The following is a 19,783-nucleotide window of genomic DNA, read 5'->3' on the forward strand; positions in this document are numbered from 1 at the left end:
TTGCTTTTGCCCCCCACGATCATGCTAAGGCGCGGACACGATCCGTGTTCCGGTCGCCCATCGTGCGGGGAACGCGCCGATCCGAAGCTGGCTCGACCTGCGCTTGTTTAGAACGATTCTAGTTCGCTAGAATTATTCTAAGAGTGCTTTTAGGTTCGTGGCCGGGCGAGTCAAGGCACGCCTCACGGCTTTGCCCAGGCGTCGGACGCGCGCGTGTTTCCCTCGCGTCGGCGATCCACCGTGCGATGCCCGCCCGGGCATCCGCTCAGGAGTGTTGGTTTCCATGCCCGAAGTCATCTTCACCGGTCCCGCCGGCCGTCTCGAGGGGCGCTACCAGGCGCCCAAGAAGAAGGGCGCCCCGATCGCGATCGTGCTGCACCCGCACCCGCAATTCGGGGGCACGATGAACAATCAAATCGTGTACAATCTTTTCTACACCTTCGCCAATCGCGGCTTCGCGGCGCTGCGCTTCAACTTCCGCGGCGTCGGCCGCAGCCAGGGCGCGTTCGATCACGGCACGGGCGAGCTTTCCGACGCGGCCTCCGCCCTCGACTGGGTGCAGTCGGTGAACCCGGAGGCCCGCGCCTGCTGGATTGCCGGCGTCTCGTTCGGCTCGTGGATCGGCATGCAGCTGCTGATGCGCCGCCCCGAGATCGAGGGCTTCATCTCGATCGCCGCGATGGCCAACCGCTACGACTTCACCTTCCTGGCCCCCTGCCCGTCCTCGGGCCTGTTCGTGCACGGTTCCGAGGACCGGGTCGCCCCGGCCCGCGAGGTCATGCCGGTGATCGAGAAGGTGAAGACCCAGAAGGGCGTCATCATCGAGCACCAGATGGTGGAGGGCGCCAACCACTTCTTCGATGGCAAGGTCGACGAGCTGACCCAGACCGTCGACACCTACCTCGACAAGCGCCTCGGCCCGAAGCCCGAGGCGGCGTGATCGCAGGGCTACTTGAAGTTTATTTTCGGATGAATATCATTCGTTGCGCAACTTGAGGAAGCGCTATGAATGATGATTTGGAACGCCGTGGTCCGGAAGATCCGAGCAAGATCAGCCTGACCGAGGCTTGGGAGGTGCGCTACTGGACGAAGCGGTTCGGTGTCACGGAAGACCAACTCCGAGCCTGTGTCGATCGCGTCGGAAACGGAACGGCGAAGGTCGCGCAGTGCCTTGGAAAGCGGTGGCCGTAACGGGCTCGCGGCGGATCCATAACGGTCGCCGGGCTCAATGACATGCGGCGGCGCTCCATGACGGAGCGCTGCCGTTTTTTGTCGTCACTGTTGTGTCTTACGCCTGTGCGTGCCCGACCGGCACGGCGGGCGCCCCTCCACCCCTCCGCCGACGATGTCCTTCCGCCCGCCACTATCGGCCACCGACCGGTTCGTACAGATCGCGCGTCAGGTCTTCGCGAGCGCCCTGGAGTCGCCGGAAGTCGTCGGCGGAGATCACCACCACCTCGTCGCGCCCGCGCACCGTCACGTGCTGAGGGCCCTCGCTGCGGACGCGGCGCACGAGTCCGCTGAAGCGCGCAGTGGCGTCCTGCAGCGGCCAGACCCCTTGCGGATGCGACAACCCGGGTGACTTCGACGATCTGGTCATACGGACCAGATCAGCAGGTCGCCGCCGATCCTGGGCCGCCCCTCACGCCTTGGCGTGCACCACCGGTACGGCGGGCGCCCCCTCCCATTCCGAATGGGCCGGAATCGATTCGCCCTTCATCACGATGGTGAGCGGCCGCAGGCGGGCGTAGTCGCCGACCTTGGTGTCGTAGAGCACCGTCGAGAAGGCGCCCACCGACACGCCCCGGCCGACCTCGACCCGGCCGACCTTCATGATGCGGTCCTCGTAGAGGTGCGTCTGCAGGGCGGAGGTGCGGTTGATGGTGGCGTAGTCGCCGATGGTGACGCAGTCGAACTCGGTGATGTCGGTGGTGAGCATGCACACGCCCTGGCCGACCTTCACGCCGAGGAGCCGCAGCATCCAGGGCAGGAACGGGGTGCCGACGAGGTGCTCCAGCAGCACCTTGCCGGCCAGGCCCCAGTAAAGCACCGCGACGGCCTCGGTGCGCATGGCCCACCACGACCACATCGGCTGCATGCCGGGCTTGTAGACGCCCATCAGCAGCCACTTCACCGCGATCACCGTGAAGGACTGGATGAAGGCGATGGCGACGGAGACCGCCACGAAGCTGACCGCGAGGCCGGTCCAGTCCTGGGCCAGGATCGCCGGGTAGAAGTAGAAATCGATCGCCGAGATCGCGAGGGTGATGAACAGCATCGGCGAGAACGAGGTCGAGAACGCCTCGAAGATGCCGCGCCGGAGCTTGGGCCCGATGCCGGGCTCGTAGGTCTGGGTGTTCGAGCCGAGATCGACCCGCTGGCGCGAGGGCAGCTTGATCGGCGGCGAGCCGAACCAGGTGTCGCCCGGGCTCATCAGGGCGTTCGCCGGCGGCTTCGACTTGATGCCGATGAGCACGTCCTCCGGGATCACCGCCCCCGGCGGGACCACGGCGTCGTTGCCGACGAAGACGCGCGGGCCGGTATGGACTTCGTGCATCGTCATCCAGCCGCGCCGGATCTCCTCCTCGCCGAACACTACCTCGTCGGCGATGAAGTTGCGCGCGCCGATATCGGCGAGGTCGTAGCGCCCGGCGAGGTTGGTGGAGATCTCGGCCCCCTGCCCCATCCGGGCGCCCATCAGGCGGTACCAGGCCCGCATGTAGACGGTGGCGAACAGGGAGGAGAGCGTCTCCAGCGTCACCTCCGCGGCGAGCGCCACGGCCCATTTGCGCAGGTAGAAACCGCTGTAGATCGAGTGGGTGCCCGAGGAGACGCGGGGCAGCACGAGCCAGCGGATCGCGGCGATCAGCAGCACCGTGCCCGCCGTCATCAGCATGGCGGTGGGCCAGGTCAGCAGCGGCAGGTACCAGTGGTAGTCGATGTCGGTGATGTCCCCGAGGGAATCGCTGAGCTGGTCGAAGATGTAGAAGGCGGGAAAGATCGGCAGCAGGCCGATGGCGGGGATCGCCGCCAGCAGGAAGGCGTAGAGGGCCGCGAAGGCGAAGCGCCGCCGGGGCGAGGCCGTGGCGGGCGCGGGCAGCGCCTCCGGGTCGGCGTCGCCGACCTTGCGCCCGGGTGAGCCGTCCCAGATCTCGGCGCTCCCCACCCGCGTGCCGGTGGGGATGGTGGTGAGGTCGCCGATCTCGGCATGGTCGCCGATGACCGTGTCGGGCCCGATGACGCAGGAGGCGCCGATGGCCACGTCGGCGCCGATCGCCACGCGACCGATGATCAGCGCATCGCCCACCACCTCCGCGTTGGCGATGACGAGGCGGCCGCCCAGCGAGGCGCCGGGGCCGACGCTGAGCAGGTCCGGCGCCCCGATCTCCGCGTCGGAGATCAGCGCGTCCCGGCCGATGTCGGCGCCCAGCAGCCGCAGGTAGAACACGATGGCGGGCGAGCCCTGGAGCCACTTGACGTGGACCAGCGGCGTCAGGCGCTGCGCCAGCCACCAGCGGTAATAGTACACGCCCCAGAGCGGGTAGCGCCCCGGTTTGGTGCGCCCGAGGATCAGCCACTTGGCCGCCACCGCGATGGCGGCCGTGACGGCGTTGATGCCGATATAGACCAGGAGCAGCACGCCGAGTTCGCCGAAGAAGCCGAGCCCGCCGCCGGTGAGCAGCAGGTAGGTCACGAAGATGCCGAGCCACTGCGCCGTGGCCAGCGCGATGACGAAGGGCAGGGCCGCCGCCTGCGCGAGGCCGCACAGGAAGCGCCGCTTCAGGGAGGGCGCCGGGAAGCTGAGATCGCGGATCGCCATCTCGGTGCCGGCCCCGCCGGTGCGGGCGACGAGGGTGTCGGCCATGGCCCTCAGGGTGCGCTGGCCGTAGACGTCCTGCAGGGTGATGGCGGCCAGCGCCGGCACCTCACGCACCGCGCCGACGAAGCGGGCGGCCAGCAGGGAGTGGCCGCCGAGATCGGCGAAGAAGTCGCCCTCGAAGGGGATCGCCTGGTTGCCGAAGATGCGGTTGGCGGCGGCGAGCAGCGCGGCTTCGGTCTCGTTGCGCGGCGGCTCCTGCTCGCCCGACGTGTCGGCCACCGTGAGGGTGGCGATGCGCAGGGCCTTGCGGTCGACCTTGCCCGAGGTCAGGCGGGGCAGCACCTCCACGGTCTCGAAATGCCCCGGCACCATGTAGGGCGGCATCTGCTCGGCGAGCGTGTGACGCAGGGCGACCCGGTCGATCTCGGTGCCGCGGTCTGGCACCAGGAAGGCGACGAGGCGGTCGACCCCGTCGTCCTGGCGCAGCACCACCGCCGCCTGGTTGATGCCGGGCAGGACTTGGATGCGCGACTCGATCTCGCCGAGTTCCACCCGGAAGCCGCGGATCTTCACCTGATCGTCGATGCGGCCGTGGAACAGGATGTTGCCGGCGGCATCCAGGGAGACCGCGTCGCCGGAGCGGTACAGGACCGGGTCGGTCCCATCCGAGGCGTAGGGGTTGGCGATGAATTTTTCCGCCGTCAGCTCGGGGCGCTTCAGGTAGCCCTTGGCGACGCCCGGACCGCCGATCAGGAGTTCGCCGGGCTGCCCCCGCGCGAGAAGCTCGAGCGCCTCGCCCGCGACATACACCGAATAATTCGGGATCGGGCCGCCGATGGTCACGGGCACGCCGGACTGCATCTCGGCGGCGGTGGCCACCACCGTGGCCTCGGTCGGACCGTAGGTGTTGAAGAGCTGGCGCGCGCCGCTCGCCCAGCGGGCGACCAGGGGCTCGGGCAGGGCCTCGCCGCCGAGCAGCACGAGGCGCACCGTGGGCAGGTCCCGGGAGATCATCGCCAGCAGCGTCGGCACCGTGTCGAGGACGGTGACGCCGGCCCGGGCGATGATGTCCGGCAGGCTCTCAACGTCGCCCATCATGGCCGGCGAAGCCACGAACAGCGTCGCGCCCACGAGGTAGGGCACCCAGATCTCCTCCATCGAGAGATCGAAGGCCACGGAGGCGCCCTGGAACACCACGTCGTTCGGCCGCATCCCGTAGAGGACGTTCCCCGAGCGCAGGAAATGGCAGATGTTGGCGTGGCTGATGACGATGCCCTTCGGCACGCCGGTCGAGCCCGAGGTGTAGATCAGGTAGGCCGGGTGTTCCGGCGTCAGGCCCGCCGCGCGCAGGTCGGGGAGCGCGGCGCGCTCCGGCGTCGCGGACGCGAGGCCCGCGACCGTGAGGCTCGGCGTCCCGGCGGGGGCCTGCGGCTCCAGGGCGGGCGAGACCAGGAGTGCCTTGGCCTGGGCATCCTCCAGGCAGACCGCGACGCGGTCGGCCGGAGCCTCGGCGTCGAAGGGCAGCCAGGCCGCGCCCGACAGGGTGATGCCGATCTGGGCGATGAGCAGGTCGGGGCCCCGCGCCATCCAGAGGCCCACCACGTCGCCCGGGCCGATGCCCCGGTGGGCGAGGCCGCGGGCGATCGCACCGGCCCGCGCCTCGACCTCCGCATAGGAGAAGGCCGGATGGGCGCCGTCGGGACCGGTCCGGGCGCCGTCGACGAGGGCCGGATGATCCGGGCGTGCCGCGGCGCTCGCGCGAAAGATCTCGCCCAGGGTCTCGTCGCGGATGAGGTCGGGGCGGACCGCGCCGCGCAGGACCGCCCGCGGACCGGACGCGTCCGTCGACGGACGCGTGTCCTGAGGCCCGCGCGCTGCCGCCCGGGGCCGAGTCGTCTCGGCGAGACTGGTCATCCGCTGCTCCGCTGCCGGCGCCCGATCGGGAGCCGTCCTTTTGGCCGGGTAGGCGCCCGGATCGCGCCGAAATCACGGCGCGTCTAGCACGTTTGGGCGGTCGGCTTGAACCGGGGTTGAACGCGCAGGCCGCGGCCGGTCAGGCCCAGCGCCAGCCGGCCCGGTCGAGGATGAGGACGCTGCCCTGGCGGATGCCGATGCGGGGCGCGTCGCGGATGCCGAGATGGCCTCGGATCACCAGGATCGCCCGGGCGACGCCGCCATGGGCGACGATCACGGTGGGCCGCGTCAGTTCGATGATGGCGGGCGTGACCCGCTCCACCAGCATGGCATAGCTCTCGCCGGTGCCGCCGGGCGGACGATAGCCCCAGCGGTCGCGGTCGCGGGCCAGGGCACCGGCCGGATCCCAGCGCCGGATCTCGGCCCAGGTCGAGCCCTCCCAGGCGCCGAAGCTGATCTCGGCCAGGCGCGGATCCCGGCGATAGCCCTCCGGGTCGAGGGCGAGGGCCGCCCGCAGCGTTTCCATGGTCCGGCGGGTCCGGGTGAGCGGGCTGGCGACGAAGTCCATGGCGGCGAGGTCGGCACCGTCGGCCGCGGCGGCGAGACGGTCGGCCACGGCGCCGGCCTGACGCAGGCCTTCGGCGTTCAGGTCAATGTCCCGCTGGCCCTGCAGGCGTCCCTCCGCGTTCCAATCGGTCTGGCCGTGGCGGATGAAGTAGATCGGGTTCACGGCCTCACGCCCGCCGCTCGGCGGAACGGCCGAGCCGGGCTATCGTTTTCGCACTCACATCCTGGCCCTGCACATCCTGGCCCTGCCCATCGGCAGTCGCCCTGGTCCGCCGTCACCCAAGCAAGCGAGTCTCATCATGTCGAAGCATCACGGCAAGCATCGGCGGGGCCAGAGTCCGGCAGAAACCGGAGCTGCCGCGTCGCAGCGTGACGTTTCGCACCGCAAGGACGCCGCGCGCGGCAAGGCGGAGCAGACGGGTGAAGCCCGCCGGTCCGGGCACCGGCCGCCCTCATCGGCGCACTGGGCCCGCGAGGCCGAGAGCCGGGCGAGCGCGGCCGGCGAAACCATCGATCCCCGCCTCGCCCCCGCCGCCCCCGGCATCGTCACCGTCCGGCCCGGGACCCGCTGTGACCTCGACGCGATCGACGCGAATGCTGATGGCGGCCTCGACAAGGAGGAGGCCAAGGCGGCGCTTGTGGTCGAGCGCGCCCGCATCGCCGCCCTGCAGGAGCGGCTCTACGCCGAGCACAAGCGCAGCCTCCTCGTGGTGTTCCAGGCCATCGACACGGGCGGCAAGGACGGCACCATCCGGGCGGTGTTCGAGGGCGTGAACCCCCAGGGCTGCCGGGTGTGGTCGTTCAAGGTGCCGAGCGCCGAGGAGGGCGACCATGATTTCCTCTGGCGCTACCACGCCAAGGCGCCGGCGCGCGGCATGATCAACGTGTTCAACCGGAGCCATTACGAGGACGTCCTCGTGGTGCGGGTGAAGGATCTCGTGCCGGAGCCGGTCTGGCGGGCCCGCTACGACCAGATCAACGATTTCGAGCGGATGCTCGCCGCCGCCGGCACCACCGTGCTCAAGTTCTTCCTCCACATCTCGAAGGACGAGCAGAAGGAGCGCCTGGAGGCCCGCCTCGCGAACCCGGACAAGCACTGGAAGTTCGATCCGGCCGACCTCGTGGAGCGCCGGTCCTGGGACGCCTACCAGGCGGCCTTCGCGGACGCGCTGACCGCGTGCTCCACGCCGCAAGCGCCCTGGCACGTGGTTCCGGCCAACCGGAAATGGTACCGCAACCTCCTCATCGCCCGCACCATCGCCGACACCCTGGAGGCGATGGACCCACGGTTTCCGAAGGCGCAGGGCGACATCGCCGGGATGACCGTGCCGGATTGACCCGGGTCCCGAACGCAATCAAAAGTTGTGGTGCGGGATGGTGTTTCCCAATTATCCGAAGCGGGTCTTCGAGGCGGCCGAACTCTCCGACGGGACGCTGCGGTTCCTGGCTCTGGCTGGCGCCCTGCTCGCCTATCGGTTGCCGCCCTTCATGGCCCTCAACGAGCCCGAGACCAGCCTCCATCCGGATCTGCTGGCCCCCCTCGCCCGCATGATCGTCAAGGCGTCCGGGCGCACGCAGGTCTGGCTGGTGACCCATTCCGAGCGGCTGGCCGACGCCATTCTGGCGGAGGGCGGGGCGCACGCCCACCGGGTGATCAAGTGCGAGGGTGCGACCTGGATCGAAGGCCTCAAGCTCTTCGGCGCCTTCGCCGAGGAGGACTGAAGGCGGGAGACCGCCAGCCGTCAGTCCTTGTCGAGGCTGAGGTCCGGGGCTTCCGGGTTCTTCATGCCGACGACGTGGTAGCCGGCATCCACGTGGAGGATCTCGCCGGTCATCCCCTTGCTCATGTCCGAGACGAGGTAGGTGGCGGTCTCGCCGACCTCCTCGATGGTCACGGTGCGCCGCAGGGGAGCGTTGTACTCGTTCCACTTCAGGATGTAGCGGAAGTCGCCGATGCCGGAGGCGGCCAGCGTCTTGATCGGGCCCGCCGAGATCGCGTTGACGCGGATCTTGGAGGGGCCGAGATCGGCGGCGAGGTAGCGCACGGAGGCCTCGAGGGCGGCCTTGGCGACGCCCATGACGTTGTAGTGCGGCATCCACTTCTCGGCGCCGTAATAGGTCAGCGTGAGGAGCGAGCCGCCGTTCGGCATCAGCTTCTCGGCGCGCTGGGCCACTGCCGTGAACGAGTAGCACGAGATCAGGAGCGACTTCGTGAAGTTCGCCTCCGAGGTCTCGACGTAGCGGCCCGTCAGCTCGTCCTTGTCCGAGAAGGCGATGCAGTGGACGACGAAGTCGATCCCCTCGGGAAATACCTCGGCGGTGGCGGCGAAGACCGCGTCGATCGAGGCCGGATCGGTGACGTCGCAATGCCCGACCACATGGGCGTCGAGTTCCCGCGCCAGGGGCTCGACGCGCTTCTTGAGGGCGTCACCCTGGTAGGTGAAGGCGAGCTTGGCGCCGTGGGCGGCCGCGCTCTTGGCGATGCCCCAGGCGATCGAGCGGTTGTTGGCGACACCGAGCACCAGGCCGCGCTTGCCGGCGAGAAGGCCGCCGACGTGATCGTGAACCGGGTGCGTGTCCGCCATGTGTCACCTGAGCGAGAGCCGTGGCGCGTGCCGACGGGCCCGTCGGGCGACGGTTCGGCGTGTTCGCGCCGGGCATCCTTAGCGGAGGCGCGCCTGGGACGGAAGTCCGGGGCCTGACAGCGCCGGGAGGCCGTCGCGGAACGGCCCGGAGGCTCGGGCCCCTGGTCGACGAACCGCGCGAGGCGACGCTCCTTCAGTCGGCCTTGGCCGCGCGCCGGGCCCGGGCGAACTCGGTGAGCGCCGCATCCTCGCCGCTGGGCAGCATCACGGCCGTGACCGCCAGGAGGTCGCCCCGGGTCCCGTCCTTCTTCGGCAGGCCCTTGCCCCGGAGGCGGAAGGTCCGGCCCGAGCCGGTCATCGGCGGGATCTTCATCTCGACGGCGCCGGTGAGCGTCGGCACCCGGATCGGGCCGCCCAGGATCGCGTCCTCCAGGGGCACCTCCACGCTGCCGCGCAGGTCCGCACCGTCCACGGTGAAGCGGGGATGGGGCAGGATGCGGATCGTCAGCAGCGCATCTCCCGGCGCGCCCCGCAGGCCGCCCGGATTGCCGAGGCCGCGCAGGCGGATGGTCTGGCCGTCGACCACGCCTTTCGGCACCACCACGTCCACGTCGCGCCCGCCCGGCAGGGAGAGGCGCAGCTTCTCTTCGCTGGCCACCTGCTCCAGGCTGACGCTGAGCTCGGCCGCCACGTCCTCGCCCTTCACGGGGCCGCGCTGCGGTCCGCCGGGGCCGGCGCCGGCGGACCGGAAGGCGTCGCCGAAGAGGTGAGAGAAGATGTCCTCGCCGATGCCGCCCCCGCCGCCCCCGCCGCCGGGGGCGCGGCCGCGCGCAGCGCTCTCGAAGTCGAAGCCGCCCCCGCCGCCGCCGCGCCCGCCTCCGAATCCGCCAAAGCCCTCGAAGCCCGTGGCGCGCGGCTTGCCGTCCCCGTCGATCTCGCCGCGGTCGAACTGCGCGCGCTTGCCCGCATCACCCAGGATCTCGTACGCGCTGTTGGCCTCCGCGAAGCGGTCCTTGGCCTTGGCGTCGTCCTGGTTGCGGTCGGGATGGTAGGCCTTCGCCAGCTTGCGGTAGGCCTTCTTGATGTCGGCTTCGCTGGCGCCCTTGGAGACACCCAGCACGTCGTAGGGATTTCGCATCGGTCTTCAGGATTCTCGGTGCCGCCTGGGGCCGGGCGTGGGCCCGGCGCCTTCGGATTCGTCTGTCATGTGGACGGCCTGTTGCTTCTCTGCAACGGTCTCGCGCGAGAATTCGCTGCGATTGGCGCGGCGTCAACGCTTCTGTTCGCACTGTGATCCGAACGGACCCGCCATGGCGCGCCGAGACCGCCCTCAGGACGACGCCTTCGCCGCCCGCACCTTGGTCAGGGTCCAATCGCCGCCGGAGGGCTTACAGCCGGTCCCGCGCACGAAGCGGCTGCCCGCCGGCGAGATGACGGAGGCCAGGAAGTCGCGGCAGACGAGGTCGTTGGCGACGTAGGGCAGACCGGTGGGATTCACCGAGCCGCGCAGGGTCGTTTCCGGGTTGTCCCACTTCACCGGACGGCCGTTGCCCTGCGGATCGAGGGCGACGGCGAGCGCCGCGTTGGCGCGGCGCCAATCCTCGGCGCCGAGGTCGTTGCCGAAGCCCAGCGGGTGCTTGTCGATGCTGCCCGTGATCGTCGGCTCGTCCGGCAGCGCCGCGCTCGTTTTGTCGCCGCGCTTGGCCGCCACGGCCACGGCGCCGGCCGCCGTCTCCTCCGCCTGGAAGGTGATGATCGGCAGGCCGCAACCGCTCAAGCCAAGCAGCACGCTGAGGCCGATGGCCCGCGTGGTCCGTTGCGGCACGGTCCGCGACCGGCGGCGGACACGAATTTCCGGGACGGCTTGGGCTTTACAGTCGCGCCGACGCATTACACCTGATCTCAAACGACGTGTTGGGCCGAAACGTTCGTGTCCCACGTCGGTGCCCCCGACCCGGATCTCACCACAGGATTACGCCTTGGAACGGTTAAGGATCGATGATCCCGCTTCCCGCAGCGCGGCCGAAAACGCCTCGGGGCCCGAAGGCGACTTCACCCGCGCCACCGATCCCTGGGCCCTGTTCGCGGCCTGGATGGCCGAGGCCGAAGCCTCGGAGCCCAATGATCCCAACGCCATGGCGCTGGCCACGGCCGGTACCGACGGCCTGCCGGACGTGCGCGTGGTCCTGCTGAAGGGCGTCGATGCGCGCGGATTCGTGTTCTACACCAACGTCGATTCCGCCAAGGGCGACGAGCTGCGCGAGAACCCGCAGGCCGCCCTGGTGCTGCATTGGAAGAGCCTGGGCCGTCAGGTCCGCGCCCGCGGCCCCGTGACCCGGGTCACGGCCGAGGAGGCGGATGCCTACTTCGCCAGCCGCGCCCGCAACAGCCGCCTCGGGGCCCATGCGAGCCGCCAGTCGCGCCCCCTGGCCGACCGGGCGACCCTCGAGCGCGCGGTCGAGGCCCTGGCCGAGCGCTACGGCGAGGGCCCGGTGCCGCGTCCGGAGAACTGGACGGGCTTTCGCATCGCGCCGGTCTCGATCGAGTTCTGGCAGAACGGCCCCTTCCGCCTGCACGATCGCGTTCGCTTCACCCGCGACGGCGAGGCTTCCGATGGCGGGGCCTGGCGCGGGGCGCGTCTCTATCCCTGAGGCGGATCGACGGCCCTCGGCCGGATTCCTGTACGAGATCGACGGCCCTCGGCCGTCGGCGCGCCGGCCCCTTGGTGCGTCGCGGGATGACCCTGGATTTTAGCCCCCGCGCCCCTTAGACCTGGGGGTGGCGTGGGGGTTTCTCGGCGGCACGGCGGTTCCGCCGGCCGGACGCCTCCCGATCCTGAAGGAACGGTCTTGGCCTCATCCAACGAACGCCGGCGCATCATGCTGCTCACGGGGGCGAGCCGTGGGATCGGCCACGCCACCGTCAAACGGTTCTCGGCCGCCGGCTGGCGGGTGATCACCTGCTCGCGCCATCCCTTCCCGGAGAACTGTCCCTGGGAGATGGGCCCGGAGGATCACCTCCAGGTCGATCTGTCCGACCCCCAGGATACGGTGCGGGGCATCGAGGAGGTGGCCGGGCGCCTGGCCGCCGAGGGCGGCCTCCTGCACGCGCTGGTCAACAATGCCGGCATCTCGCCGAAGGGCCCGCAGGGCGAGCGCCTGGGTGCCATCGCCACCGAGTTCGGCGACTGGCAGCGGGTGTTTCAGGTCAACCTCTTCGCCCCCCTCCTCCTGGCCCGCGGCCTCTGCGAGGAGCTGACCCGGGCCAAGGGCTCCATCGTCAACGTCACGTCCATCGCGGGCTCCCGCGTACATCCCTTCGCGGGCGCTGCCTACGGTACCTCCAAGGCGGCCCTGGCCGGCCTGACCCGTGAGATGGCGAGCGACTTCGGCCCCCTCGGCGTCCGCGTGAACGCCATCTCGCCCGGCGAGATCGACACCGCGATCCTGTCGCCGGGCACCGACAAGATCGTCGCCGGCATCCCGCAGCGCCGCCTCGGCACGCCCGACGAGGTCGCCAAGGCGATCTACTTCCTGTGCACCGAGGCCTCCTCCTACGTGAACGGTGCCGAACTGCACATCAACGGCGGCCAGCATGTCTGAACGGGGGGCGCGCCGCGCGCTTCTCGTCGGGCTCCTGATCGCCGCATCCCCCGCCGGCGCGGAGCCGTCGGTGGCGATCCTCGACCTGCCGTTCCGAGCCCGTGCCCTGCGGGGGCCCGGCAGCGAGGTCGCGATCGCGGTGGCGACCTCCGGCCTGCTGCCCCTCGCCCGCTCCCGCAGCGCCAATCCGGCGGTCGTCGAGCCCGAGGCGCCGATCGCCGTGGTCTGGGGCGATGCCGGCGGCGCGGCCCTCAGCCTCGTCGACGGGCAGGTGACCACCACCCTGCTCGGCGCCGAGGCGGTGGAGGGGCTGGCGGCCACCGAGACCCCGCGCGGCGCCCTGCCCGGCTCCCGGCGCGCGGTCTCCGGCGCCTTGAGCGCCCATCTGGCGGATCCCCGGCCGGCCCTGGCCGGCGGCCCCGAGCAGGCCGGCACCCTCGTGATCCGCGAGCGTCAGCCCGTGGCGATGGGCGGCGACCCGAAGCCCGTGCCGGTCGTGACCACCCCTCTCTCGGCCGCACCCGACGCGGCCTTCGCCCTTCGCCGGCCGCGGATCGCCCGGCTGGACGGCAAGCCCATCGTCCTCGCGGTCACGGTCGCGCCCGCCGGCGGGGCCGCCCTCGCCCTGTTCGCCAAGGCCGAGCCCGGTGCCGCGGCGACGCCCGGAGTCGCCTGGACCCTGCTGGCCCGCAGTCCGGAGCAGGCCACCGGCCCGGGAGGCCAGCCCCTGAAGCCGGCTGCCATCGCGGATTTCTCCGGCACCGGCCGGCCCCAGATCGCGACCGTGGCGGCCCCCGACGGCGCCGGCCAGCTGCAGCTCTGGGCCCTGGAGGCCGGCGCCCTGCGCCTGGCCCGGGAGGCGCCGGGCTACACCAACGTCTCCCCGGGCGAGGGCGAGGTCGACCTCGCGGCCCTGGTCGAGCCGGAGCGCGAGGGCGCGCCCGAGCTGGCCCTGCCGATCGCGGACCGGAGCGCCGTGGCGATCCTCTCCCTGAAGGAGGGCGTCCGCGAGCGGTCGCGTGCCCCCCTGCCCGGCCTCGCCGCCTTCGGGCTGGCCAGCCTCGGCCGTGGCCCCGCCACCCGCCTCCTCGTCGGCCTCTCCGACGGGCGCATCGCCGTGGTGACGCCGTGAGCGGGACCGATCCGGAGGCGGCCGCGTCGCGCCTGTTCCCGACGCGGCCCTTCGTCGGCACCTCGATCGCAGTCCTGCGCGACGACCGTGTGCTCCTCGCCGCCCGGGCCAACGAGCCGATGCGCGGCGTCTGGACCCTTCCCGGCGGCCTCGTCGAGGCGGGCGAGCCCCTGGCCGAGGCGGCCCTGCGCGAATTGCAGGAGGAGGTCGGGCTGTCGGCCGAGGTCGTGGGCGTGCTCAGCCCCACAGAGATCATCCTGCGCGACCCCGAGGGCCGCGTGCGCCACCACTACGTCGTCCATCCCCACGCGGCCCTCTGGACCGGCGGCGAGCCGGCGGCCGGCCCGGAAGCCCTGGGCGTGCGCTGGGCCACCCTCGCCGAACTCGAGACCCTGGCGACGACCCCCGGCCTCGCCGCGACCGTTCGCGAGGCCTTCGTCCGGGCCGCCCCACGCGCGGAGCCCGCGGCGTGACGGTTCGTGGTGCGGGGATCGTGATCCTGTGCGGCCTCGCCGTGCTGATGGCCGGGCCGGAGGCCGGGTTCGCCCAGCAATCCCGCGGCGGCTCGTCCCGGCCTGCGCCGAAGCCGTCCGAGAAGGAGAAGGAGCCGCCGCCCGCGCCCGAACCGCCGCCCGCGCCCTACGACCGGGACCTGCTCCGTCTCTCGGAGGTCATCGGCTCCCTCGCCTTCCTGCGCGACCTCTGCACCGCGCCCGATGCCGCCGAGTGGCCGGCCCGGATGAAGGCCTTGATGGAGGCCGAGGGCGTGACCCCGAGCCGGCGCGACCGGCTCGCCGGCGCCTACAATCGCGGCTATCGCGGCTACAGCCTGACCTACCGGGTCTGCACCCCCGCGGCCAACGAGGCGGCCGCCCGCTACGTGGCCGAGGGCGAGCGCCTGTCGCACGCCCTGGCGAGCCGGTTCGGCGGGTAGTGATGCCGGTTGGCCACAGGGTGCGGGCCGCGGGCGGAAACGAAGAATTTGAGTGCCCGCGTTAACCGCTTCGCAATTCCTGGCTTTGCGAACTCCTCCGATCGCCCTATCCTCGTGGTTACTCGCCGGGTCGTTCACCGGCGCAAACGATGATGTGGCCCATGCACATGGATACGGTCTCCGCGCCCTTCGAAGCGGATCTCGACGACAAGCGCGTCGCCTTGAGCTACGTCTCGGAAGCGTTCGCCGAGGGCTGTCTCGACGGGCTCGACGGCGACTGCATGGCCCAGGCCGCCCTGTTCGCGGCCTTCCAGGAACTCGTCACGACCTATGGCGAGGAGGCCACGGCCCGCTACGCCGAGGGCTTCCCGGACCGCATCCGCGGCGGCGCCTTCACCACCAGTCCGCAGCATTAACGAAGCCGGGCGCCGCGGCGCTTCACCGGCGCGGACGACCGAAGGGCAGGCGCCGGGTGCCTGCCCTTTTTGCTGCGCCGGACTCAGGCCCGAGGCAGGGCCTCTTCGAACAGCACCGCCTCGCCGCGGGACGGCGCGGTCAGGGCCCCCTCCCACATCACGCCGTGGCCGCGCACCAGGGTGCCCACCGGCCAGCCCGTCACGGTGACGCCGTCATAGGGCGTCCAGCCGCATTTCGAGGCGATCCAGTCGTTGCGAATGGTCTCGCGGCGCTTGAGGTCCACCACCGTCACGTCGGCGTCGTAGCCGACCGCGAGCCGCCCTTTCCGGGCGATGCCGAACAGGCGCTTGGGGCCGGCGCTGGTGAGGTCGACGAAGCGGGCGAGCGACAGCCGGCCGGCGGCGACGTGGTCGAGCATGATCGGCACCAGGGTCTGCACGCCGGTCATGCCCGAGGGCGAATCCGGGTAGGGCTTGGCCTTCTCCTCGAGGAGGTGCGGCGCGTGGTCTGAGCCGAGGATGTCGGCGACGCCCTGGGACAGGCCGTGCCAGAGGCCGTCGCGGTGGTCGGCCCCGCGCACCGGGGGGTTCATCTGCACCAGGGTGCCGAGGCGGGCATAGGCCTCGTCGCCGTCGAGGGTGAGGTGGTGGGGCGTGACCTCGCAGGTCGCCACGTCCTTGGCGTCAGCCAGGTACGCCATCTCCTCCTTCGTGGAGATGTGCAGGATGTGGATGCGGGCTCCCGTGGCCCGGGCGATGCGCACGAGCCGCTCCGTCGCCTTCAGGGCCGCCTCCGGCGAGCGCCAGACCGGGTGCGAGGAGGGGTCGCCCGGCACGCGCCGATCCTTCTGCGCCCGCAGCATCGGCTCGTCCTCGGCGTGGAAGGCCGCGCGCCGGCGGGTCCGCTTCAGGATCTCGGTGACGCCGGCATCATCCTCGACCAGCAGCGAGCCCGTGGAGGAGCCGACGAACACCTTGATGCCGGCGGCGCCCGGCAGGCGCTCGAGTTCGGGAACCCGATGCGCGTTCTCGTGGGTGCCGCCGACCCAGAACGCGAAGTCGCAATGCATCCGATGGTGCGCCCGGGCGACCTTGTCGGCCAGGGCCTCGGCGCTGGTGGTGAGCGGGTTGGTGTTCGGCATCTCGAACACCGTGGTCACGCCGCCCATGACGGCGGCGCGCGAGCCCGATTCGAGGTCTTCCTTGTGATCGAGTCCCGGCTCGCGGAAATGCACCTGGCTGTCGATGACGCCGGGCAGCAGGTGCAGGCCGGTGCAGTCGCGCCGCTCGGCGGCTTGCGCCGCCGCGAGGTCGCCGATCGCCGCGATGCGTCCGGCGCGGATGCCGAGGTCGGCACGGTGCGCGCCGTCCTGGTTCACCACGGTGCCGCCGGTGAGGAGGAGGTCGAAGGGCTGGTCCATTCCGAATCTCCTGGGGCCGTCCGCGTTCCGGACGCACATTGAGACGGGGTCGCGGGCGGCTTATGTCAGGCCCGGACGGGGCGCAATGCCGCCGCCGCTTGTGCCAAGGAGCCGCCATGCCGATCGCCCTGCTGCCGGACCGCGCCGTCGTCACCGTCTCGGGCGAGGACGCGACGAGCTTCCTGCAGGGCGTGGTGACCTGCAACGTCGAGACTCTCGAGCCCGGCGAGGCCCGCCTCGGTGCGCTTCTGACGCCGCAGGGCAAGATCCTGTTCGACTTCCTCGTCGGCCGCACGCCGGAGGGCTTCCAGCTCGACGCCGCCGCCGAGCGCGCGCCCGACCTCGCCAAGCGCCTCGGGCTCTACCGCCTGCGCGCCCGGGTGACGATCGCTCTCGAGCCCACCTTCGGCGTGGCCGCCGCCTGGGACGGGGCCGAGACCGCCGCCGCGGTGACCCGCCGGCGCGACGGCCGCCTCGGGGCGCTGGGCGAGCGCCTGATCTTCGCGCTCGGCGCCTTCTCGGCGGATGCGACCGAGGCCGATTACCACGCCCACCGCATCGCCCTCGGCATCCCGGAGGGCGGGCGCGACTTTCCCTGGTCCGACGCCTTCCCGCACGAGGCTCTGATGGACCAGCTCGGCGGCGTCGACTTCCGCAAGGGCTGCTATGTCGGCCAGGAGGTGGTCTCGCGCATGCAACATCGCGGCACGGCCCGGACCCGGATCGTCCCCCTGGTCGCGGTCTCGGACGAGGTGCTGCAGACCGGGGCCGAGATCACCGCCGGGCAGCGGGCGCTCGGCACCGTCGGCAGCGTCGCGGGCGGCCGGGCCCTCGGCACCGTGCGCCTCGACCGCCTCGCCGACGCCCTGGCGGCCGGTGAGCCCCTGCGGGCGGGTACGGTTCCGGTCGGGGTCGAGAAGCCGTCCTTCGCGACCTTCGCTTTTCCCGAGATCGCGCTGGCCGGCTGACGCAGCCCCAACATCGACGCCGCCGCCCCGCCCGGCTAAACCCCTCGGCGATGCTCACCGACGCCTCCGGCCTGATCCACCATCCCGACGGCTGCGCCCGCTGCTGGTGGGCCGGCCTCGACCCCGTCTACGTCGCCTATCACGACACCGAATGGGGCGTGCCGGAGCGGGACGGCCGTGCCCTCTACGAGAAGCTGATCCTCGACGGCTTCCAGGCCGGCCTGTCCTGGATCACCATCCTGCGCCGGCGCGAGGGCTTCCGCCGCGCCTTCGCGGGCTTCGACCCGGAGGCGATCGCGCGGTTCACGGACACGGACGTCGCCCGTCTCATGCAGGATACCGGCATCATCCGGAACCGGGCCAAGATCGTCGGCACGATCGCGGGTGCCCGGGCCTACCTCGCCATCGAGGCGCGCGGGCGAGGCTTCTCGGCCTTTCTCTGGGACTTCGTCGACGGCGCGCCGATCCAGGGGACGGCGCGGGATCGGGCGGGCATCGCCACCGAAACCGACATCTCGCGAAAGCTGTCCAAGGCCCTGAAGGCGGAGGGGTTCGCGTTCTGCGGGCCGACCATCGTCCACGCCTTCATGCAGGCGGTCGGCCTCGCCAACGATCACCTCCTCGGCTGCCACCGGCACGGGCCCTGCGCCGCCCTCGGGCCTCGGCCCGCCGGGGGCTCGGCATGAGCGGCGATCCCGGCCGCGCCTGGCAGCGGATGCTGTCGGGCCGGCGCCTCGATCTCCTCGACCCGGCCCCCCGCGACATCGAGATCGCCGACATCGCCCATGGGCTCGCCCGCGTCGCCCGCTGGAACGGGCAGACGGCCGGGCCGCACGTCTTCTCCGTGGCCCAGCACGCCCTGCTGGTGGAGGCCATCGGCCGCGGAGAGGCGCCGGGCCTCGGCGTCGGCCACGGCCTCGAACTGCTGCTGCACGATGCCCCCGAATACGTCATCGGCGACATCATCTCGCCCTTCAAGGCGGCGATCGGCGATTCCTACAAGGCGGTGGAGCGCCGGCTCCTCACCGCCATCCGCCAGCGCTTCGGGCTTCCCGAACCGGGCGCGGCCCTGTCCGCCCTGGTCAAGCGGGCCGACGGCATCGCCGCCTATCACGAGGCGACGCGTCTGGCCGGATTTTCCGGGGCGGAGGCCGATGCGATCTTCGGCGCCTGTGGTCCCCTCGGTCCCAAGGCCGAGGCGCTGCTGGTCCCCTGGCCCACCGCGGTGGCGCAGGCACGCTTTCTCGCCCGTTTCCATGGTCTCGCGCGCCCGGAGTCCGCCTGATGCCGCATCTCCAGGTCTGCCCCCTGTCCCGGCTGCCCGAGACCCTCGACGGGTCCGGCGCGACCCACCTGATGACCCTGATGAAGGTCGGCACCGCGATCGCCCGTCCGGTGGGGATCCCGGAGGGACGCCACTGCGTCGTGGAGGTCAGCGACATCGTCGCCCCGATGGACGGACACGTCACGCCGGGGGAGCCCCACATCGCGCAGATCCTCGACTTCGCGCGAACCTGGGACCGGGCCCAGCCCCTGCTGATCCACTGCTATGCGGGCATCAGCCGCTCGACGGCGGCGGCCTACATCGTCGCCTGCGCCCTGGCCCCGGACCGCAACGAGGCCGAGATCGCCCAGGCGCTCCGGGCGGCCGCCCCGTCGGCGACGCCCAACGCCCTGTTCGTAGCCCTCGCCGACCGCATGCTGGACCGCGATGGCCGCATGATCGCGGCGATCGCGGAGATCGGTCGCGGCGCGGAGGCCTTCGAGGGTGAGCCGTTTCGGCTGGACTTCAGCTCCGACCTCCAAGTCGTCGCGTAAGCACTTCGAAGAGAAAGTGATCCGGCTTCGGGCGTCCCGCCTGTCGTCGCGCAGAAACCGGGGGGCGAGGTGTGGCGCAAACGCCGCCCCGGACAACGAAACGACGATCCACCGGCCGGATCGGGTTGTCGGCTTCCGGGCCCGCGGCTTAGACCGTCAGAATCATGGGGTAGTTTAGAATGAGTGTCACGCGACCCGACGTTGCGTCGACGTCCGGTACGGACGAGCCGAGCCTCGACCTGCCCTTCGAGAAGGCGTTGGAGCAACTCGAGGACATCGTGCGCCGCCTGGAGAAGGGGGATGTCCCCCTCGACGAATCGGTGGCGATCTATGAGCGCGGCGAGGCGCTGAAGCGCCACTGCGAAGGGCTGCTGCAGAAGGCCGAGGCACGCATCCAGAAGATCACCCTGGGTACCGACGGCAAGGCGGCGGGTGTCGCGCCCCTCGACGTCGAGTAGGGAGCGGTTCCGCTTCCGATCGAAATTCTTCATTGGCGCCAAGTGATTGCGCGCATGTTTTCCCTCCGGGCGTGAGGTTGGTTCGGTGTCACGGCAAGAAACCTCGCAAGAGAAGACCTCGCAAGACAAGATCGCGCCGGAGCGGGCG

Annotated in this window: 21 protein-coding genes and 1 pseudogene; 15 read left to right on the forward strand and 7 right to left on the reverse strand. The window is 71.2% G+C overall.

Going from position 1 to position 19,783, the window contains the following annotated elements:
* The first annotated feature begins 283 nt into the window (after window positions 1-283).
* On the forward strand, window positions 284-940 hold the full coding sequence (locus ASF18_RS00165) for an alpha/beta hydrolase (RefSeq protein WP_056186925.1): 657 nt from the start codon (window positions 284-286) through the stop codon (window positions 938-940).
* Window positions 941-1,005: 65 nt separating this feature from the next.
* On the forward strand, window positions 1,006-1,191 hold the full coding sequence (locus ASF18_RS00170; RefSeq protein ID WP_056348263.1) for a DUF3606 domain-containing protein: 186 nt from the start codon (window positions 1,006-1,008) through the stop codon (window positions 1,189-1,191).
* Between the two features lie 172 nt (window positions 1,192-1,363).
* Here ASF18_RS00170 and ASF18_RS00175 read toward each other — a convergent pair whose 3' ends face one another.
* The 3 genes from ASF18_RS00175 to ASF18_RS00185 all read right to left on the reverse strand — a co-directional run bounded on the left by ASF18_RS00175 (window position 1,364) and on the right by ASF18_RS00185 (window position 6,464).
* Window positions 1,364-1,600, reverse strand: a complete 237-nt coding sequence (locus ASF18_RS00175) for a type II toxin-antitoxin system Phd/YefM family antitoxin (RefSeq protein WP_056348270.1) — start codon at window positions 1,598-1,600, stop codon at window positions 1,364-1,366.
* A gap of 42 nt (window positions 1,601-1,642) precedes the next feature.
* A complete protein-coding gene (locus ASF18_RS00180) occupies window positions 1,643-5,734 on the reverse strand; it encodes a Pls/PosA family non-ribosomal peptide synthetase (protein WP_056348272.1) in 4,092 nt (1,363 codons plus the stop codon).
* Between the two features lie 139 nt (window positions 5,735-5,873).
* Window positions 5,874-6,464, reverse strand: a complete 591-nt coding sequence (locus ASF18_RS00185; protein ID WP_056348276.1) for a histidine phosphatase family protein — start codon at window positions 6,462-6,464, stop codon at window positions 5,874-5,876.
* A 136-nt stretch (window positions 6,465-6,600) separates the two neighbouring features.
* On the opposite strand from ASF18_RS00185, the gene ASF18_RS00190 reads away from it, so the two are divergent.
* Complete coding sequence (locus tag ASF18_RS00190) at window positions 6,601-7,638, forward strand: polyphosphate kinase 2 family protein (protein ID WP_056348279.1); 1,038 nt, start codon at window positions 6,601-6,603, stop codon at window positions 7,636-7,638.
* A 34-nt stretch (window positions 7,639-7,672) separates the two neighbouring features.
* Window positions 7,673-8,023, forward strand: a pseudogene (locus ASF18_RS00195) (AAA family ATPase); the annotation flags it as partial.
* Between the two features lie 20 nt (window positions 8,024-8,043).
* On the opposite strand, the gene fabI reads toward ASF18_RS00195, so the two are convergent.
* The 3 genes from fabI to ASF18_RS00210 form a co-directional block, all read right to left on the reverse strand.
* Window positions 8,044-8,886 carry an enoyl-ACP reductase FabI gene (gene fabI / locus ASF18_RS00200; protein ID WP_056217750.1) on the reverse strand — a complete coding sequence of 281 codons (843 nt, stop codon included), beginning with the start codon at window positions 8,884-8,886 and terminating at the stop codon, window positions 8,044-8,046.
* Between the two features lie 193 nt (window positions 8,887-9,079).
* Window positions 9,080-10,024 (reverse strand): DnaJ C-terminal domain-containing protein, encoded by a 945-nt coding sequence (locus tag ASF18_RS00205; RefSeq protein WP_056276868.1) that lies wholly within the window; start codon window positions 10,022-10,024, stop codon window positions 9,080-9,082.
* A 192-nt stretch (window positions 10,025-10,216) separates the two neighbouring features.
* Window positions 10,217-10,711, reverse strand: coding sequence for an RT0821/Lpp0805 family surface protein (locus tag ASF18_RS00210; protein ID WP_244472502.1), 495 nt, complete (start codon window positions 10,709-10,711; stop codon window positions 10,217-10,219).
* Between the two features lie 169 nt (window positions 10,712-10,880).
* On the opposite strand from ASF18_RS00210, the gene pdxH reads away from it, so the two are divergent.
* The 6 genes from pdxH (at window position 10,881) to ASF18_RS00240 (ending at window position 14,970) form a co-directional block, all read left to right on the forward strand.
* Window positions 10,881-11,537 (forward strand): pyridoxamine 5'-phosphate oxidase, encoded by a 657-nt coding sequence (pdxH, locus tag ASF18_RS00215; RefSeq protein WP_280138913.1) that lies wholly within the window; start codon window positions 10,881-10,883, stop codon window positions 11,535-11,537.
* Between the two features lie 228 nt (window positions 11,538-11,765).
* Window positions 11,766-12,488, forward strand: a complete 723-nt coding sequence (locus ASF18_RS00220; protein ID WP_055954102.1) for an SDR family oxidoreductase — start codon at window positions 11,766-11,768, stop codon at window positions 12,486-12,488.
* Window positions 12,481-13,620: a hypothetical protein gene (locus ASF18_RS00225; protein ID WP_056276861.1), complete on the forward strand. Its 1,140-nt coding sequence runs from the start codon at window positions 12,481-12,483 to the stop codon at window positions 13,618-13,620. Before ASF18_RS00220 ends, ASF18_RS00225 begins: the two co-directional genes overlap by 8 nt.
* The gene (locus ASF18_RS00230; RefSeq protein ID WP_056217762.1) at window positions 13,617-14,093 is read left to right on the forward strand and encodes an NUDIX hydrolase; all 477 of its coding nucleotides are present in this window, start codon (window positions 13,617-13,619) and stop codon (window positions 14,091-14,093) included. The genes ASF18_RS00225 and ASF18_RS00230 overlap by 4 nt, the downstream gene beginning before the upstream one ends.
* A 47-nt stretch (window positions 14,094-14,140) precedes the next feature.
* Entirely contained in the window at window positions 14,141-14,554 is a 414-nt protein-coding gene (locus ASF18_RS00235) for a TIGR02301 family protein (protein ID WP_056348310.1), read from the forward strand.
* A 152-nt stretch (window positions 14,555-14,706) separates the two neighbouring features.
* Entirely contained in the window at window positions 14,707-14,970 is a 264-nt protein-coding gene (locus ASF18_RS00240) for a hypothetical protein (RefSeq protein ID WP_244472504.1), read from the forward strand.
* A gap of 83 nt (window positions 14,971-15,053) precedes the next feature.
* Here ASF18_RS00240 and ASF18_RS00245 read toward each other — a convergent pair whose 3' ends face one another.
* Entirely contained in the window at window positions 15,054-16,391 is a 1,338-nt protein-coding gene (locus ASF18_RS00245) for a dihydroorotase (protein ID WP_056348287.1), read from the reverse strand.
* 116 nt (window positions 16,392-16,507) lie between these two features.
* On the opposite strand from ASF18_RS00245, the gene ASF18_RS00250 reads away from it, so the two are divergent.
* From ASF18_RS00250 to ASF18_RS00270, 5 genes are all read left to right on the forward strand, one after another.
* The gene (locus tag ASF18_RS00250; protein ID WP_056348290.1) at window positions 16,508-17,359 is read left to right on the forward strand and encodes a folate-binding protein YgfZ; all 852 of its coding nucleotides are present in this window, start codon (window positions 16,508-16,510) and stop codon (window positions 17,357-17,359) included.
* Window positions 17,360-17,409: 50 nt separating this feature from the next.
* Complete coding sequence (locus tag ASF18_RS00255; RefSeq protein WP_056348294.1) at window positions 17,410-18,045, forward strand: DNA-3-methyladenine glycosylase I; 636 nt, start codon at window positions 17,410-17,412, stop codon at window positions 18,043-18,045.
* Window positions 18,042-18,644, forward strand: coding sequence for an HD family hydrolase (locus ASF18_RS00260; protein ID WP_082486886.1), 603 nt, complete (start codon window positions 18,042-18,044; stop codon window positions 18,642-18,644). The genes ASF18_RS00255 and ASF18_RS00260 overlap by 4 nt, the downstream gene beginning before the upstream one ends.
* Window positions 18,644-19,177 (forward strand): hypothetical protein, encoded by a 534-nt coding sequence (locus ASF18_RS00265; RefSeq protein ID WP_056348300.1) that lies wholly within the window; start codon window positions 18,644-18,646, stop codon window positions 19,175-19,177. The genes ASF18_RS00260 and ASF18_RS00265 overlap by 1 nt, the downstream gene beginning before the upstream one ends.
* A gap of 179 nt (window positions 19,178-19,356) precedes the next feature.
* The gene (locus tag ASF18_RS00270) at window positions 19,357-19,635 is read left to right on the forward strand and encodes an exodeoxyribonuclease VII small subunit (RefSeq protein ID WP_056348304.1); all 279 of its coding nucleotides are present in this window, start codon (window positions 19,357-19,359) and stop codon (window positions 19,633-19,635) included.
* The last annotated feature ends 148 nt before the right edge of the window (window positions 19,636-19,783 follow it).

This window comes from Methylobacterium sp. Leaf89 (assembly GCF_001422215.1).
Lineage (GTDB): Bacteria > Pseudomonadota > Alphaproteobacteria > Rhizobiales > Beijerinckiaceae > Methylobacterium.